The sequence below is a fragment of the Brevibacterium gallinarum genome, assembly GCF_014836885.1.
Classification (GTDB): Bacteria; Actinomycetota; Actinomycetes; order Actinomycetales; family Brevibacteriaceae; genus Brevibacterium; species Brevibacterium gallinarum.
Window position 1 is genome coordinate 1 of sequence record NZ_JACSPY010000024.1, and the last position, 16,434, is coordinate 16,434.

Below are 16,434 nucleotides of genomic sequence, written 5' to 3' on the forward strand. Positions count from 1 at the left end.
TACGCGAGACCGTATGCCAGTGAGAGTGCTCGCGAAAACTCGTACGCAGCGTTCTTGCATGACTACAATCACCATCGGGCCCACACCGCGATTGGGGGACTCTCACCAGCAGACCGCGTTCACAACCTCACCGGGAAGTACACCTAGAGCCCGTGTCACTGCGCCTGGAGCCCGTGTCATTGCGCCTGTTGCCGGTGTCAGTGCGGCAGGCGCAGGTCCTCGCGCGGGCCGAGGGTGACGAGGGCGCGCGGGCCGGCAGCGAGGTCGGCGGCGACCGCCGAGACCTCGGCTGGGGTGACCTCGCGGACGGTGTCGAGCAGGTTCTGCGGGGACTCCAGCGGAAGGCCTGCGAGCTCGGAGCGGGCCAGCCGGTTCATCCGCACCGCGGAGCTCTCCAGGCTCAGCATCATCGACCCGGCCGCCTGGGCGACGATATCGGCGACCTCGTCCTCACCGGGCAGTTCGGCGGCGAGGCGTTCGAACTCGGAGACGCACAGGTCGATGACGTCCTGGGCGGCCTGCGGGGCGCAGCCGGCGTACATGCCGAACTGGCCGGAATCCGAGTACCGGGAGGCGATGCCGTGGACGGAGTAGGCAAGCCCGCGGTCTTCGCGCACTGACTGGAACAGCCGCGAGGACATGCCGCCGCCGAGCAGCGAGAACATGACGGAGAACGCGAACCTGCGCTCATCGCCTTCGCTCAGCCCGGGCATGCCGATGATGATGCCCTGCTGTTCGGTGTCCTTGCCGATGCATGCGGTTCCCGAGGCGAATTCAGGCGCGACACGCGACGGGCGGACCACCTCGGGCGCGGCCTGCGGTAGGTGCGCGGTCGCATTGGTGACGAGCTCGACGATCTGCTCATGCGTGGCCCCGCCTGCTGCGGTGAACACCAGCCGCGGGCCGATGTAGGCGGCGTCGTAGTGCTCGCGCAGCACGGTGTGGGCCAGTGTGCGAATCTGCTCCTTCGTCGCCCCGACCGGCCGGCCGAGCGGGTGGCCGGGGTAGACGAGGGCGTCGAACTTCTCGTACAGCACATCGGTCGGGTCGTCGGCGGCCATCGCGAGCTCTTCGATGATGACGCCGCGCTCGCGTTCGAACTCGCCGGCATCGAGCGTGGCGTGAAGCACCATGTCCCACAGCAGGTCGGTGACCGGCGGCAGGTCGTCGACCAGGCAGCGGGAGAAGTAGCAGGTGTACTCCTTCGAGGTCACCGCATTCGACTCCCCGCCGGTGCGGTCGAAGATCTGCGCGATCTGCTTGGCCGACCGTCTCGTCGTGCCCTTGAACTGCATGTGCTCGAGGAAGTGGGTCGAGCCTGCTGTCAGGTCGGTTTCGTCGCGGGAGCCGGAGTCGACCCACACGCCGACGGTCTCCGATGCCAGCGAGGGCATGGTCTCGGTGATGACGCGGATACCCGAAGGGAGGACAGAGCGCCAGACGCTGCTGTCCTCCCCCAGGAGCTGTTCGGTGTGCAGAGGATTACTCCTGTTCGTCTGCTTCTTCCTCTTCGCCTGCGACCGGGACGAGCGAGAGCTTGCCGCGGTCGTCGACCTTGGTGATCTCGACCTGGATCTTCTGTCCGACGCCGAGGACGTCTTCGACGTCTTCGACGCGCTTGCCGCCGTTGAGCTTCTTGAGCTCGGAGATGTGCAGCAGGCCGTCCTTGCCCGGGGTCAGCGAGACGAAGGCGCCGAAGGACATGCACTTGACGACGGTGCCGAGGTAGCGCTCACCGACCTCGGGGACCTGCGGGTTGGCGATCGCGTTGATCGCCGAGCGGGCCGCTTCAGCCGAGGTGCCGTCGGTGGCGCCGATGAGCACCGTGCCGTCGTCTTCGATGCTGATCTCAGCGCCGGTGTCCTCCTGGATCTGGTTGATCATCTTGCCCTTGGGGCCGATGACCTCGCCGATCTTGTCGACCGGGATGTTGACCGAGATGATCCGCGGTGCGGTCGGGTTCATCTCCGCCGGTGCGGAGATGGTCTCGTTCATGACATCGAGGATCACGAGGCGGGCGTCCTTGGCCTGCTTGAGCGCCGCAGCCAGCACCGAGGCCGGGATGCCGTCGAGCTTGGTGTCGAGCTGGATGGCGGTGATGAAGTCCTTGGTGCCGGCGACCTTGAAGTCCATGTCGCCGAAGGCGTCTTCGGCGCCGAGGATGTCGGTCAGGGCGGCGTAGGCGGTCTGCGGTCCGTCAGCGGTGTCGATGACGTCGGAGACCAGGCCCATGGCGATGCCGGCGACCGGGGCGCGCAGCGGCACACCGGCTTCGAGCATCGACAGGGTCGAAGCGCACACCGAGCCCATCGAGGTCGAACCGTTCGAGCCGAGGGCCTCGGAGACCTGGCGGATGGCGTACGGGAACTCCTCGCGGCTGGGCAGCACCGGCACGAGCGCGCGCTCGGCGAGTGCGCCGTGGCCGATCTCGCGGCGCTTGGGGCTGCCGACACGGCCGGTCTCACCGGTCGAGTACGGCGGGAAGTTGTAGTGGTGCAGGTAGCGCTTCGAGGTGACCGGCGACAGCGAGTCGATCTGCTGCTCGAGCTTGAGCATGTTGAGCGTGGTGACGCCGAGGATCTGGGTCTCACCGCGCTCGAACAGCGCCGAGCCGTGGACCCGCGGGATGACGCCGGTCTCGGCAGTCAGCGGGCGGATGTCCTTGAGCCCGCGGCCGTCGATGCGGATCTGGTCGGTGAGGATGCGCTTGCGCACGATGTCCTTGGTCAGGGCATCGAGGGCTGCGACGATCTCCTGCTCGCGGCCTTCGAACTGCTCGCCGAGGTCGGTGAGCACCTTCGCGAGGAGTTCGTCACCGGCGGCTTCGCGCTCCTTCTTGTCAGCGATCTGGAAGTTCTTCGTCTGCTGCTCGCGGGCAGCGGACTCGACAGCGGCGTAGACGTCGTCCTCGTAGGGCTTGAACACCGGGAACTCAGCGACCGGCTTGGCGGCCTTGTCGGCGAGCTCCTGCTGGGCGCGGCACAGCTCCTGGATGAACGGCTTGGCAGCTTCGAGGCCTTCGGCGACGATCTCCTCGGTCGGGACGGTGCCACCGGCACGCATCGTGTTCCAGGCGTTCTCCGACGCCTCGGCCTCGACCATCATGATGGCGACATCGTCACCGACGACCCGGCCGGCCACGGCCATGTCGAACACGGCGTTCTCCAGCTGCGAGTGGTTCGGGAACGCCACCCACTGGTCGTCGATGAGGGCGACGCGCACGCCGCCGATCGGGCCGGAGAACGGCAGACCGGAGAGCTGGGTCGACATCGAGGCGGCGTTGATGGCCAGGGTGTCGTAGATGTGGTCGGGGTGGATCGACATGACGTTGACGACGATCTGCACCTCGTTGCGCAGGCCCTTGACGAACGACGGGCGCAGCGGCCGGTCGATGAGGCGGCAGGCGAGGATCGCGTCGGTCGAGGGGCGTCCCTCGCGGCGGAAGAACGAGCCGGGGATGCGGCCGGCGGCGTACATGCGCTCTTCGACGTCGACGGTGAGCGGGAAGAAGTCGAGGTGCTCCTTCGGGTTCTTGCTCACGGCGGTCGCCGAGAGCAGCATCGTCTCGTCGTCGAGGTAGGCGACAGCGCAGCCTGCGGCCTGCTGGGCCAGGCGGCCGGTTTCGAAGCGGACGGTGTGGGAGCCGAAGCGCCCGTTGTCAATGTGGGCAACAGCAGATTCGGGATTGATTCCCAAGTGTTTCTCCATTCGGGTTCTGCGCTCGGGCTCTCTGCCCGGCGCGCGGATCGCCTGCGCTGAAGGATATGCGGCGGGTGGGCAGGACTGCGCACACGCGAGCCGGCTGCAAGGGATCCGGTCATCGATCGAGACCCACGCACGAGGTGCGGAGGCCACTACCGACCACCGGAGCTTCGTCAGCTGCCGGTTCCAAGCTCTTGGTCAGTGTAACAAGCAGGTCACCTGCACTGAAAACGCGAGAGGGAACCGCCGTGTCCGGCGATTCCCTCTCGCGTCGTGCAGATCGCTTTCGCTCAGCGGCGCAGGCCGAGGCGAGCGATGAGCGAGCGGTAGCGCTCGATGTCGATCTGCTGCAGGTACTTGAGCATGCGGCGGCGCTGACCGACGAGCAGCAGGAGGCCACGACGCGAGTGGTGGTCGTGCTTGTGCTCCTTGAAGTGCTCGGTCAGGTCGGTGATGCGCTTGGTCAGGATCGCGACCTGGACCTCGGGAGATCCCGTGTCGCCTTCGTGAGTTGCATATTCCTTGATGATGTCCTGCTTGACCTTCGGATCAAGTGCCATGAGATCTCTCCTTCTTCCACGTCGTTGCGCGGCGCCGGAGCCTTCTGCTCCGGCCCTGTCAGACCGCGGCCGGCGTGACGGCATGCTGAAAAGACAGCGTCGATCAGCTTAGCACACTGCGGACTTCGGAGACATCCTCGTGCATCTGGGCGATGAGCTCGTCCATTCCGTCGAAGGTGATCTGGCCGCGGATGAGCTTGACGAACTCCAGGCTCATGGTCGATCCGTAGACGTCGAAGTCGGCGAACTCCTTATCGAGCACATAGGCCTCAACCCGCCGGGAGACACCGTCGAAGGTCGGATTGGTGCCCACGGAGATCGCCGCCGGGTAGCCCTCGGGGTCGGAGTCGAAGTGGGCGATGCCGGCGTAGACGCCATCGGCGGGCACCATGCCCTCGCTGTCCTCGCCGAGGTTGGCGGTCGGGAAGCCGAGCTCGCGGCCACGCGCATCGCCGTGGACGACGGTGCCGACGACCGTGTGCGGGGAGCCGAGCACCTCGGCTGCCTCATCGACGCGGCCATCGGCAAGCAGCTGGCGCACCAGCGTCGAGGAGTCCCGGCCGGTGGCGCCGGGAGCGTGGCCGACGTCGTCGATGGTGACGATCTCCAGGCCGTTGTCCGCGCCGAGCTGTTCGAGGGTGTCGATGGTGCCGTGGTTGCCGCGGCCGAAGCGCACGTCCCGGCCGACGGCGATGAGCTTGGCGCGCAGCCGGCCGACGAGATAGTCGTCGACGAAGTCCTCAGCGGTCTGGTCGGCGAAGTCGAGTGAGTAGCGCTGCACGAGCACGGCGTCGATGCCGGTCTCGGCCATCCGGGCCAGCCGCTCGGTCAGCCCGGTGATCTGCTCGGGTGCGGAGTCGGGGGCGTGGACGCTGCGCGGGTGGGGGTCGAAGGTGATCGCGAGGGACCGCAGGCCGCGTGCGCGGGCGAGTTCGGCGAGCTGGCCGAGCACGGCCTGGTGGCCGCGGTGCACGCCGTCGAAGTTGCCGAGCGTGACGGCGGTGTGACCGAAATCGGGTGGGATCTGGTCGATGTCCCAGAGAACTTCCACTTCTCGCCCCTTCCCAGGCGTCGCTGGTCTTATATCGCTGGTGTCGAATACCGCCACAACGTTACCGCACGCCCGGCCCTGTCCTGCTCATGCCGGGGGCTGCTGCGCGATGCCGGCGGCGGTCTTGAGCTTCTCACCGCGGCGTTCGATGACGGCTATGAGCTCTCCTGCGCAGATGCCGGCCCAGGGTCCCGGTCCCGAGGCGGTGGCCGGGTCGATGAACTGGCCGCTGAGCAGGGCTCGCGATTCCTCTCCGGTGAGCTCGCGGACCGGCAGCACCTGCGCGGCTGCGGTGGCGAGGTCGATCGGTGCCGGCGGCTTCTCCGCCTCGGGGGCGGTGAGGTCCTCGGGCAGCTGGTGGCCGGGCAGCGCGAAGGGGCCGACGTGGGTGCGGCGCAGCGCGGTGAGGTGGCCTAAGACGCCGAGACCCGCGCCGAGGTCGCGGGCCAGTGCCCGGATGTAGGTGCCCGAGGTGCAGGAGACGGTGACGTCGAGGTCGATGGCCGGCGGGTCGGAGTCGAGGTGCCGGCGGATGTCGTGGATGTCGAAGCCGGTGATCGTCACCGGCCGGGCGGCAAGCTCGACGTCGGCACCGGCCCGGACGAGCTGGTAGGCGCGCTTGCCGTCGACCTTGATCGCCGAGACGGCGCTGGGCACCTGTTCGATCGGCCCGCGCAGTGCGGCAACGCCGTCGGCGATCTGCTCGTCGGTGAGGACGGCCAGGGCGGCGGGGTCGGCGAACCGGTCGGCGGCCGAGTCGGCGTCATCGGACGGTGTCGAGGCACCGAGCCGGATGGTGGCGGTGTAGGTCTTGTCGAGCCCGATGAGGTAGGTCAGCAGTTTGGTGCCGCGGCCGAGGCCGGCCACGAGCACCCCGGTGGCCATCGGGTCGAGCGTACCGGCGTGGCCGACTCGCCGGGTGCCGTACCAGCGGCGCAGCCGGGAGACCACTGCGTGGGAGGACATGCCGGTGGGTTTGTCGATGACGAGGATGCCGTTGACCGGCGAGTCGGTGCGCTTGGCCATGAGGGGTCTCCGGTCTCTCGGCGGACATGACAGCAGGCTCAAGCCTAGCGCTTGAGCCTGCTGCAGGAGAGTCGGTGCGGGTGGGCGGCCCGCCGGTCACGTCACTTGAAGGACACGTGCACGTGGTCGTAGTGGTTGGCGGTGTCGCCGCCGCGGTTCTCCATCGGCTTGCCCTTCCAGCCGTTGGTGGAGGCGTAGTACTTCTGCTCCCAGATGACGTACTTGACGTTGAGCTCCTGGCGGTTGTCGATGAGGAACTTCGTGATCTGGTCGCCGACCGAGCCGCGGATCATCGCATCGACGGCCATGCCGCTGTTGTGATCCGAGCCGGCCTGGTTGCGGTGTCCGCCGTAGGACTTGACCTCGGGGAAGTTCGCGCAGATCGCACGGTAGCCGTTGACAGCCACCGGCTGCAGACCGGATTCGATGCTCGAGGACACGCTGCAGGCTTCGTAGGAGACGTTCGTGTCGCGTCCCTTGGAACGGGAGGCGGTGTCATCGCCGCCGCGCTTGGTCGTCGACTTCGAGGAGCTGCTCGACGCGGCGGCCGGCTTCGGCTCCGGCTTCGGGGTGGTTGCGCTGACGGCTCCGGACTTGCTCTGGTAGTCCTTGTTGTCCTTCAGTCCCTCTTCGTAGGCCTTGGCGGCTTCTTCGCGCTGCTGGTTGAGCGCGTCTTCGTCGACGAGGCTGATGTCCTCTTCGGGCACCGGCGAGGAGGCTGCCTGCTGCTCGGTCTTGACGACGCCGGACTCGCTGTTGGGTCCGAGCGCGAAGGACGAGGCGACGATCGCAGTGGTCGCAGCGGCCGGAATGGCGATGGCTGCCACCATCGGCTTGCGCTTGATGGTCTTGATGACGCCGGTGGCCGTCGAGGCCTGCTCGGCGGAGTGCCGTCCGCCGCCGGAGCGTCCGACGCGGCTGAGATCGCGGACGAGCGTGCGGGCGCTGGAGGCCCAGGACGACTGGTTCGGATCAGAGTGCTTACCCAATTCGACTATCCCTTAACAAAGCTGTAATCGTTCTGTGATCTCGTAAAAGTGTAACGGCATCCCAGTCGATAACAAAACGATGACGGAAGCTCATCTGCGCGAGCTGCGTCACACCTCGGGACCGGGTGTTTCCATCTCGCCGGAGGGCTGCCGCTCACCAGGGAAGATGTGGTCTCAGGCGAGGAAGTCGAATCCGAGTGTGAGGATGAGCGCGGTGACGACGATGAGGAACACGACACGCACGAAGCCGCTGCCGAGCCGGATCGCGGTGCGTGCGCCGATGAACCCGCCGATGACGTTGCCGGCGGCCACGGCCGCGCCGAGTGCCCAGATGACGTGGCCGTTCGGGACGAAGTACAGCAGCGCCCCGAGGTTGGTCGCCCAGTTGACGATCTTCGCCATCGCCGAGGCGTGGAGGAAGTCGAAGCCGATGATGGAGACGAAGGCGATGACGAGGAAGGAACCGGTGCCCGGCCCGAGCAGCCCGTCGTAGAAGCCGATGAGCAGCCCGATGAGCCAGGAGATCGCATGGTGGCGTTTGGAATGCTCGCCGAAGCGCAGCTGGGCGGCCAGGCCGAGCTGGGGTTTGAGCAGCGTGAACACCGCCACCGCGATGAGGGCGGTGAGGATGACCGGTTCGAACACGCTGGTCGGCAGCAGTGTGGCGACGCGCGCCCCGAGGATCGCCCCGAGCAGGGCGGTGACCGAGGCGGGGATCGTCGCTGACTTGTCCGGTCTGACCCGGGACAGATAGGTCAGCGCCGAGGCGGTGGTGCCGGCGATGGAGCCGAGCTTGTTCGTCGCCAGCGCCTGGACCGGGGTGATGCCGGGGACCATGAGCAGGGCCGGCAGCTGGATGAGGCCTCCGCCGCCGACGACGGCGTCGATCCACCCGGCGAGCAGGCCTGCGGCCAGGAGCAGCAGCACGAGTGTCAGCGTCACGTCGATGCTGCCGGTGTGCATCAGCCAGTCCATGCAGGCTGCTCCTCCCCCGTATCCGATGGCAGACGGTTGTGCTTCGCGGCAGACGGCCGTCGTTCACGACAGACGGTTGTCCTTCGCGGCAGACAGTCAGGCAGGCACCGGATGGGTTCCGGTGCCTGCCTGCAGCTGTTCGGTTCTGTGGTGCAGTGCGCGGTCGCAGAGGCGGACCGGCAGCTCAGTCGCGGGACTCGTCGTCCTCGTGCGGCTTGCGGTACGGATCGGCCTCCCCTGCCGGGGCGGCGTCCTTGGCAAGCGCTGCGACCTCGGCATCGCGGGCCGCCGCCTGGGCGAGCAGCTCCTCGAGTTCAGCTGCAGCGGCAGGCACCGAGTCGGCGATGAACTCCAGCGACGGGGTCAGCCGGATCTGCAGGCCCTTGCCGACCTCGGAGCGGATGAGCCCCTTGGCCGAGTTCAGCGCTGCCTGCGTGGACACGAGCTGATCTTCGTCGCCGTAGACGGTGTAGAAGATCGAGGCATGCTGCAGGTCGCCGGTGACGCGGACGTCGGTGACGGTGACAAAGCCCAGGCGCGGGTCCTTGATCCGCTTCTCGAGCGTCTGCGCGACGATGACCTTGATGCGGTCGGCGATCTTCCTTGCGCGGGTGGCATCAGCCATGGTGGTTCCTTCTCTTCGTGTGCCGGGCCTCTTCGGTGGGCCCGGCGCCTGCCCGCAGGTCACGGGCAGGCGCCGGACTGTCAGTGCTGAAGCGTCAGTCGCGCGGCTTCTCCTGCATCTCGAAGGTCTCGATGAGATCGCCTTCGCGGATGTCGTTGAAGCTGCCGAGTCCGACACCGCACTCGAAGCCCTCGCGGACCTCGGTGGCGTCGTCCTTGAAGCGGCGCAGCGACTCCACCGTGAGGTTGTCGCCGACGACGACTCCGTCACGGGTGATGCGGGCCTTCGAGTTGCGCTTGATGACGCCGTCCTTGACCATGCAGCCGGCGATGTTGCCCCACTTCGAGGAGCGGAACACTTCGCGGATCTCGGCCGAGCCGGTGTGGACTTCCTCGAACTCGGGCTTGAGCATGCCCTTGAGCGAGTTCTCGATGTCATCGATCGCGTCGTAGATGACCGAGTAGTACCGGACATCGACGCCCTCGGACTCCGCCAGGTCGCGGGCCTTGGCTTCGGGCCGGACGTTGAAGCCGATGACGATCGCGTTGTCGACGGTGGCGAGGTTGATGTCGTTCTCGGTGATCGCACCGACGCCGCGGTGGATGATCCGCAGGTCGACTTCCTCGCCCACATCGATCTTGAGCAGCGAATCCTCGAGTGCTTCGACAGCACCGGAGACGTTGCCCTTGAGGATGAGGTTGAGCATGTCGACCTTGCCCTCTTCGAGCGCCTTGGTGAAGTCCTCGAGGCTGATGCGCTTGCGTCCGCGTGCCTGGGCGGCATTGCGCTCGATGGCATCGCGCTTCTCAGCGATCTGACGGGCGGTGCGGTCGTCGTCGGTGGCGAGGAACGTGTCACCGGCACGCGGCACGGAAGACAGACCCAGCACCTGCACCGGACGTGAGGGCCCGGCCTCTTCGACCGACTGGCCGTTCTCATCGAACAGCGCACGCACGCGGCCGTAGGCGGTGCCGCACACGATCGCATCTCCCTGCTTGAGGGTGCCGGACTCGACGAGCACGGTGGCAACGGCACCGCGGCCCTTGTCGAGCTTGGCTTCGATGGCGATGCCGCGAGCGGACTTGTCCGGGTTGGCCTTGAGGTCCAGTGCCGCGTCGGTGGTCAGCAACACGGCCTCGAGCAGGTCGTCGATGCCCTTGCGCTGCAGCGCCGAGATCGGCACGAACATCGTCTCGCCGCCGAACTCCTCGGCGATGAGATCGTATTCGGTCAGCTGCGACATGACCTTCTGCGGGTTCGCGGTGTCCTTATCGATCTTGTTGACTGCCACGACGACCGGCACACCGGCAGCCTGGGCATGGTTGAGCGCCTCGATGGTCTGCGGCATGACGCCGTCATCGGCGGCGACGACGAGGATCGCGACGTCGGTGGCCTTGGCACCGCGGGCACGCATGGCGGTGAACGCCTCGTGACCGGGGGTGTCGAGGAAGGTGATGCGGCGGTTCTCGCCCTCGTGCTCCATCGACACCTGGTAGGCGCCGATGTGCTGGGTGATGCCGCCAGCCTCCTTGGCTGTGACGTCAGCCGAGCGGATCGCATCAAGCAGCTTCGTCTTACCGTGATCGACGTGACCCATGACGGTCACGACCGGCGGACGGGCCTGCAGGTCCTCATCGTCCTCAGCCTCGGCTTCGGCCTCGAGGTCGATGTCGAAGCTCTCGAGCAGCTCGCGGTCCTCGTCCTCAGGCGAGACGATCTGAATCTTGTAGCCGAGCTCCTCGCCGAGGATCTGGAAGGTCTCCTCGTCCAGCGACTGGGTGATCGTGGCCATCTCACCGAGGTGGAAGAGCACCGTGACGAGGTTCGTCGGATCGGTGTTGATCTTCTCGGCGAAGTCGGCCAGCGAGGATCCGCGGCGCAGGCGCAGCGGGGTGCTGCCGTCGCCGCGCGGAACGGTGACGCCGCCGATCGACGGAGCCTGCATCTGCTCCATCTCCTGGCGCTTTGCGCGCTTGGACTTCTTGTTCCGTGCACGACCGCCGCCGCGGCCGAAGGCACCCTGGGTGGCGCCGCGACCGCGACCGGAGCCGCGCGGACCACCCGGACGTCCGCCGCGCGGAGGTCCACCGGGACCGCCGCCGGGGCCGCCCGGGCCGCCGGGTCCCCGGCCGCCGCCGCGCGAAGGCGCGGGCTTGGCCAGGGCGGAGTTCTTCAGCATCGCCGGGTTCGGGCGCGGTGCACCCGGACGCGGGGCCGGCTTGCCGCCGCGCGGCTTCGGGCCGCCGCCGGTGCGGGCAGCGTCACCGCTGCCGCCGGGACGCGGTCCCGGCTTGGCACCGGGCTTGGGCATCCCCTGCGAGGGTGCGAACGGGTTGTTGCCAGGGCGCGCGCCGCCGCGGCCGCCACCGGGGCGCGGTCCGGGCTTGGCACCGGGCTTGGGCATCCCCTGGGATGGTGCGAACGGGTTGTTGCCAGGGCGCGCGCTGCCGCGGCCGCCGCCGGGTCGCGGTCCGGGCTTGGCACCGGCGGCGCCGGGCTTGGGGGCAGGCTTGGGAGCCGGAGCCTTGGCGGCGGGCTCTTCGGTCTGCGGGGCAGCATCGGCTGCCGGGGCGGCCGGCTTGGGAGCGGACTGCGCGCCCGGCTTCGGGGCGGTCTGGCCGGGCTTGGCCGCCGGCTTCGGGGCGGCTGCCTTCTTCTCGGCTGCCGGGGCGGCCGGCTTGGCGCTGCCGGAGGCGCCCGGCTTCGGGGCGGACTTCGCGCCCGGCTTCGGGGCGGCAGGCTTCTGTGCAGCCTTGTCCTTCTTCGCACCTGCGCTGCCGGAATCGCCGTAGGCTTCCTTCAGCTTGCGCACCACGGGTGCTTCGACTGTCGAGGATGCAGTGCGGACGAATTCGCCCATCTCCTGCAGCTTCGCCAGCACGTCTTTGCTTGTTGTGCCGAGCTCCTTCGCGAGCTCATGGACACGGGGCTTTGCCACTTTTCTCCTGTCCGGGTTCCTTCCCGGACAGGAAGGAACCTCATCGTGAGTGAACAGTTCTCATTTCACTGCTCACGACCGTATGCGTCGGGTGTCATTTCTGAGCACTCACTGCTGGGTTTCCATTCGGTTCATCTGCTTTCCGTAATCCGACGGATGTTATCGAGCAGCTGTGCACCGGCCGGGGCCTGGGTGCGCAGCGCTCGCCTGAACGCGCTTCTCTTCACTGCTGAGTCGACGCAGCGCTGATCGGGATGGATCCAGGCTCCCCTTCCGGGCAGCCTGCGCTGGGCGTCAACCGCAATGTGCGGTGTGCTCTCGTCAACCACTGCGAGTCTGACGAGCCGACTCATCGGCTCCCGCTTCCGGCATGCCAGACACATGCGCAGAGGTTCACCAGCACATACCACGCCTGCCAGTCTAACACTGCCCGCAGGCGCTGCCGTCACTCAGCCCTCGTCGGCGGCGTCGTCCTCGGGGGTGACGATGTCGATCTTCCAGCCGGTGAGCTTGGCGGCCAGGCGGGCGTTCTGCCCCTCCTTGCCGATCGCCAGCGACAGCTGGTCGGCCGGGACGACGGCGCGAGCGAGCTTCTGGGCTTCGTTGAGCACATCGACGCGCATCGCCCGTGCTGGGGAGAGCGCGTTGGCGACGAACTTCGCCGGCGAGTCGGAGTAGTCGACGATGTCGATCTTCTCCTCCCCCAGCTCGGCCATCACCGCGCGCACCCGGGAGCCGAGCTCGCCGATGCACGCGCCCTTGGCGTTGACGCCGGGCACCGTGGCCCGCACGGCCATCTTCGTGCGGTGGCCGGCCTCGCGGGAGAGCGAGACGATCTCGACGGTGCCGTCGGCGATCTCCGGGGACTCATGCGCAAACAGCTTGCGCACGAGGTTCGGGTGCGAGCGCGACACCGTGATCGAGGGCCCTTTGAGGCCCTTGTGCACATCGGTGACGTAGACGCGGATCCGGTTGCCGTGGCTGTACTCCTCGCCGGGCACCTGTTCGTGCGGCGGCAGCACGGCCTCGACCTCGCCGAGGTCGACCTGGATCATGTGCTCATCGCGGCCCTGCTGGATGAGCCCGGAGACGATCTCGCCTTCGCGGTTCTTGAAGGTGCCCAGCACCGAGGCGTCCTCAACATCGCGCAGCCGCTGGTGGATGATGTTGCGTGCGGTCATCGCCGCGATCCGCCCGAATCCGTCAGGCGTGTCGTCGAACTCGCCGATCGGGTTGTCGTCGTTGTCGAACTCCACCGCCCAGATGGTGGCGGTGCCGGTCTTGGTGTCGAGTTCCGCACGGGCGTCCGGGTAGGCGCCCTCAGTGCGGTGGTAGGCGGTCAGGAGGGCCTGCTCGATGAGCTCGACGAGCGTTTCGAACGGGATCTCCCTTTCGTGCTCGATCAGACGGAGCGCAGAGAGGTCGATGTCCATTGCTGAGTCCTTCTCGGCACCAGGACCCGTGCGGGTCGTGCCGGCTGTTGAGTTGTCGGTATGGGCGATGTGCCCTTGAGCCTAGCGGAGTTGCCCGGGCCAGGGAAGCATCCGAGCGTCACCTGCCGCCGGCCCAGCGCTGGGGCCTGGGCCTACTTGAACTGGAGGACCGCCTCGGCGTGGGCGATCCCGGCCAGCGTCTGGCTGCGCTCCGATCCGTCGGCGAGCCGGAAGACCGCCTCGGGAGCGTCGCCGTCGCTGACGCTCAGCAGCACGCCTTCGAATTCCTCGTCGGAGGTGGTGCGCACCGCCAGGGTGCGGCCGATCACACGGTGGAAGTGACGGATCTCGCGCAGCGGGCGGGTCGCACCCGGCGAGGTGACCTGCAGGTCGTAGGCGTGGTCGTTGAACAGCGGGAGGTCGTCGATGGTCTCGGAGATGATCCGGGTGGCCTCGGTGATGTGGTCAAGCGAGACCGGGTCGGTGGTCGTGCCGTCGAGGTCGATGACGACGGTCAGCGTGCGGAAGCGGCCGGCGACATGGGCGGTGATGTCTTCGACGACGATGCCGCGGGCGGCCAGCGGCTCGACGATGGCGTCCCTGACAGGGGCTGTGTACTTGTCCATGCTCCACACCCTACGACCGGTCTCTGAACAACGGCTGATGTGAACTGCGGCCCCTGAGCCGCAGACCCGGGCTAGGCCCTCAACCGGAAACGCTAGATAAGCATGACGGACAAAGCACCACCTAGACCAAAGTCTAGTATCAGCGCTATTGACTCGATGAACCGCGACTTCTACACTATTCTAGAAACCTTCATCGCTCGCCATAAATAGCTTCGATTCCCCAGATTCATTGACGCCGAGCGCTTGAAGAGCATAGATGGCGTAAAGTCTGAATTGCTGACTTACCAAGGACTAGACATGCAACCACGCAATATTATCGCACCTGTATTGGCGACAATTGCCATTACATCACTCGGCGCAACTGCGTTGCATTCAGCTGAGCACGACCCTAATGATACTGTTTCCCACAATGATCTGAAGACCGACCCTGAAGTCGAGACGGTGGAACTTGACTATCCCGTTGAGACGAATGACCTATTCTCACGAGCTGAAACTCTGGGGGTGAAGATCGTGAGTGTTGAATACCTCATCTCGGATGGCCTCGGAGTTTACATCTACGATACTGAAAAAACGGCAGAAGAGAATGCTGCAGATCTTGAGGTGACGTTGCACAGTCAAGCACCTGGCGGAAATCCGGCAGTATTCTCCGTAACTGCATTGGCTGCAACTCAGCAGCCAAGTCATAGCGATGGAAGCCCGCAGAACGCTGGCTCTTTTGCGGCGCCATCGAGTCTGCTCGACGAAGCTCGTCACTTGCCGCATGCAGAACCAGGCGATTCGGAGTTGCCACGGCCGGACGGCCTCGGCGACGAGCTAAACGATTCTGGACTCAGAGAGGACGGTTTTAACACATCAAGCGACGAGCCGCCAACTCGGGCACATCCAAACTCTATTTGGTTCCAGACCAAGGACAACGTAGACGGGAAAAGACAAGTCTCTATATTTTCCCAATGGGCAGGTCAGTCGAATACTCATAAGGCGCCGAAGTATTGGTGGGGCGCTGAGATACAGCTGTACCAGCACAACTATAACCTTCCGGAAAAGATATCCCGTCCGTTATGCGCTCCGGGAACTGATAAGCGATATTGGGCAAACGCTAGTTTGGCGGGCGCCACGATGACTGTATCGATCAACGACGGGACTGCAGACGGCGTGCTAAAATCACTTGAAGCGTATATCGATAGCAACCACCTGTCGGATCCATGTTCGACTGGAGCCATTGGCGTAGGGTTTGGCAAGCCAACAGTAATCCCCGATATGGATATCAATTGGGGCGGAGGTAACGAGAAATTGCATCAAATGCTCTACGTTGACCTTCGCCTCCCTAAGGGCTCAAACAGCTGGAGTCACATAAGCGCTGCAACCAAGTACGTTCAAAATAACTGTCAAGGTCATCGGTCTCATACCGACTGCATGGGCTTAAGCATTGACCCTGGGCACCCATGGCCAAAGGATAAACTTAAAGGCGGAACTGATTTTCTTTTATTGAACAAGCAACGGAAGTGGCGTACGCCAACTCATTTTTCATGGGATGAGTATGCTGATCGACGCCCAAAGGCCCTGCAATGATCAACCCGGATAGTAGCAGCGGGTTTCCAGGGTATTCACTTTTACGGATTATTGGACGGTTCGTGCAGTCAACCTCTCGCGCCCTGCCGCTCGGCGTAACACTCATTGCGAGCTCTTACGGCGTCTTATTCGCCGAATGGCATGCCTTCATTCGTCGCGTAGCGGGAGATGGCTCTTGCCCGGGCGAGTTGGATCCTGACCCCTTGAGCACTCAGGCGCCCGAAATCGGCGCAAGGGCAATTCCGCCGCATTTGACGTGCTCCTCATCGGATGGAGGCCTTCGTGAATACTGGCTTGGTTTTTCGAGCATAGTATTCGTTTCCGGGATTGTCGTGCTCTTATCGGTGGCGGGAGCAGTCATGTTTAACATATTCTTCGGTGAGCGCAGCAAGAGGAGTCGTCCGTGAATGTGATGTCGAAAGCACTCGCGGCTTTGTTTCAGTAGATTTACCCCTCAGTTGCTGTCAGCAAAGTTTGCAGGGCGACGCAATTGTTTCTTGTCAGCGTGATCTCAAGTATCCTGGCTCTCTGGCCGCGTGCGGGTACGACGGTAGGTCGGGTCGCTGAACCTCGACAATGCTCAACCGTACCTGAGTATGTTCTGACGCACTCGATTACTGCGGCCGAAAGGACCTTCTCCCTGCGTTCCACAATCTCCACCTTCTCTCGGTCAGGTAGGCCTGGGCAGGGCTGGCGCTCATGGTGGAGTCCTGCGACCCCGTGACCGGCTGTGACGGTCGCAGAGTCTTCGTCACTGGCAATGGCCGGGTAACGGTCTGGGTGACCGATGCGCACTGAGGAGAGGGGCATTGAACGAGTCTGCGGGTTTCACATCAGTTCCCTCTAGTCCTCCATCCCAAACCGATGACACGCACAGACACACGCACGAAGGCGCATACACCACCAACCGTCCAATTCGGGTCACAGCCCGGATTTGAGT

13 protein-coding genes and 1 pseudogene are annotated in these 16,434 nt (G+C 65.5%); 2 read left to right on the forward strand and 12 right to left on the reverse strand.

The features are described from left to right. Window positions 1-147, forward strand: a pseudogene (locus H9634_RS14645) (IS481 family transposase); the annotation flags it as partial. Between the two features lie 50 nt (window positions 148-197). Here H9634_RS14645 and H9634_RS14140 read toward each other — a convergent pair. The 12 genes from H9634_RS14140 to H9634_RS14195 all read right to left on the reverse strand — a co-directional run bounded on the left by H9634_RS14140 (window position 198) and on the right by H9634_RS14195 (window position 13,925). Then, entirely contained in the window at window positions 198-1,478 is a 1,281-nt protein-coding gene (locus tag H9634_RS14140; RefSeq protein ID WP_191727457.1) for a M16 family metallopeptidase, read from the reverse strand. A gap of 4 nt (window positions 1,479-1,482) precedes the next feature. After that, window positions 1,483-3,708 (reverse strand): polyribonucleotide nucleotidyltransferase, encoded by a 2,226-nt coding sequence (locus H9634_RS14145; RefSeq protein ID WP_191727448.1) that lies wholly within the window; start codon window positions 3,706-3,708, stop codon window positions 1,483-1,485. A gap of 284 nt (window positions 3,709-3,992) precedes the next feature. Continuing rightward, window positions 3,993-4,262, reverse strand: a complete 270-nt coding sequence (gene rpsO / locus H9634_RS14150) for a 30S ribosomal protein S15 (RefSeq protein WP_102162614.1) — start codon at window positions 4,260-4,262, stop codon at window positions 3,993-3,995. 103 nt (window positions 4,263-4,365) lie between these two features. After that, the gene (locus tag H9634_RS14155) at window positions 4,366-5,313 is read right to left on the reverse strand and encodes a bifunctional riboflavin kinase/FAD synthetase (protein WP_191727449.1); all 948 of its coding nucleotides are present in this window, start codon (window positions 5,311-5,313) and stop codon (window positions 4,366-4,368) included. Between the two features lie 87 nt (window positions 5,314-5,400). Further along, a complete protein-coding gene (gene truB / locus H9634_RS14160; protein ID WP_191727450.1) occupies window positions 5,401-6,339 on the reverse strand; it encodes a tRNA pseudouridine(55) synthase TruB in 939 nt (312 codons plus the stop codon). A gap of 101 nt (window positions 6,340-6,440) precedes the next feature. Next, window positions 6,441-7,328, reverse strand: coding sequence for a ligand-binding protein SH3 (locus H9634_RS14165; RefSeq protein ID WP_191727451.1), 888 nt, complete (start codon window positions 7,326-7,328; stop codon window positions 6,441-6,443). 174 nt (window positions 7,329-7,502) lie between these two features. Next, window positions 7,503-8,303, reverse strand: coding sequence for a sulfite exporter TauE/SafE family protein (locus tag H9634_RS14170; RefSeq protein ID WP_191727452.1), 801 nt, complete (start codon window positions 8,301-8,303; stop codon window positions 7,503-7,505). Between the two features lie 184 nt (window positions 8,304-8,487). Beyond that, window positions 8,488-8,928, reverse strand: coding sequence for a 30S ribosome-binding factor RbfA (gene rbfA, locus H9634_RS14175; RefSeq protein ID WP_102162611.1), 441 nt, complete (start codon window positions 8,926-8,928; stop codon window positions 8,488-8,490). A 94-nt stretch (window positions 8,929-9,022) separates the two neighbouring features. Continuing rightward, a complete protein-coding gene (infB, locus tag H9634_RS14180) occupies window positions 9,023-11,866 on the reverse strand; it encodes a translation initiation factor IF-2 (RefSeq protein ID WP_191727453.1) in 2,844 nt (947 codons plus the stop codon). 131 nt (window positions 11,867-11,997) lie between these two features. Next, window positions 11,998-12,249, reverse strand: coding sequence for a YlxR family protein (locus H9634_RS14185; RefSeq protein WP_191727458.1), 252 nt, complete (start codon window positions 12,247-12,249; stop codon window positions 11,998-12,000). A 66-nt stretch (window positions 12,250-12,315) separates the two neighbouring features. Continuing rightward, window positions 12,316-13,299 carry a transcription termination factor NusA gene (gene nusA / locus H9634_RS14190; RefSeq protein ID WP_191727454.1) on the reverse strand — a complete coding sequence of 328 codons (984 nt, stop codon included), beginning with the start codon at window positions 13,297-13,299 and terminating at the stop codon, window positions 12,316-12,318. A gap of 152 nt (window positions 13,300-13,451) precedes the next feature. Continuing rightward, a complete protein-coding gene (locus H9634_RS14195; RefSeq protein WP_191727455.1) occupies window positions 13,452-13,925 on the reverse strand; it encodes a ribosome maturation factor RimP in 474 nt (157 codons plus the stop codon). 297 nt (window positions 13,926-14,222) lie between these two features. Between H9634_RS14195 and H9634_RS14200 the strand changes: the two genes are divergently transcribed. Then, a complete protein-coding gene (locus tag H9634_RS14200) occupies window positions 14,223-15,494 on the forward strand; it encodes a hypothetical protein (RefSeq protein WP_191727456.1) in 1,272 nt (423 codons plus the stop codon). Window positions 15,495-16,434 lie beyond the last annotated feature (940 nt).

What these genes read in the sequence shown, in the direction of transcription:
- H9634_RS14145 (WP_191727448.1), bottom strand. Translation starts at nt 3,708, where the DNA reads ATGGAGAAACACTTGGGAATCAATCCCGAATCTGCTGTTGCCCACATT.
- rbfA (WP_102162611.1), bottom strand. Translation starts at nt 8,928, where the DNA reads ATGGCTGATGCCACCCGCGCAAGGAAGATCGCCGACCGCATCAAGGTC.
- H9634_RS14195 (WP_191727455.1), bottom strand. Translation starts at nt 13,925, where the DNA reads ATGGACAAGTACACAGCCCCTGTCAGGGACGCCATCGTCGAGCCGCTG.
- H9634_RS14200 (WP_191727456.1), top strand. Translation starts at nt 14,223, where the DNA reads ATGCAACCACGCAATATTATCGCACCTGTATTGGCGACAATTGCCATT.
- truB (WP_191727450.1), bottom strand. Translation starts at nt 6,339, where the DNA reads ATGGCCAAGCGCACCGACTCGCCGGTCAACGGCATCCTCGTCATCGAC.
- H9634_RS14185 (WP_191727458.1), bottom strand. Translation starts at nt 12,249, where the DNA reads ATGTGTCTGGCATGCCGGAAGCGGGAGCCGATGAGTCGGCTCGTCAGA.
- H9634_RS14170 (WP_191727452.1), bottom strand. Translation starts at nt 8,303, where the DNA reads ATGGACTGGCTGATGCACACCGGCAGCATCGACGTGACGCTGACACTC.
- nusA (WP_191727454.1), bottom strand. Translation starts at nt 13,299, where the DNA reads ATGGACATCGACCTCTCTGCGCTCCGTCTGATCGAGCACGAAAGGGAG.
- rpsO (WP_102162614.1), bottom strand. Translation starts at nt 4,262, where the DNA reads ATGGCACTTGATCCGAAGGTCAAGCAGGACATCATCAAGGAATATGCA.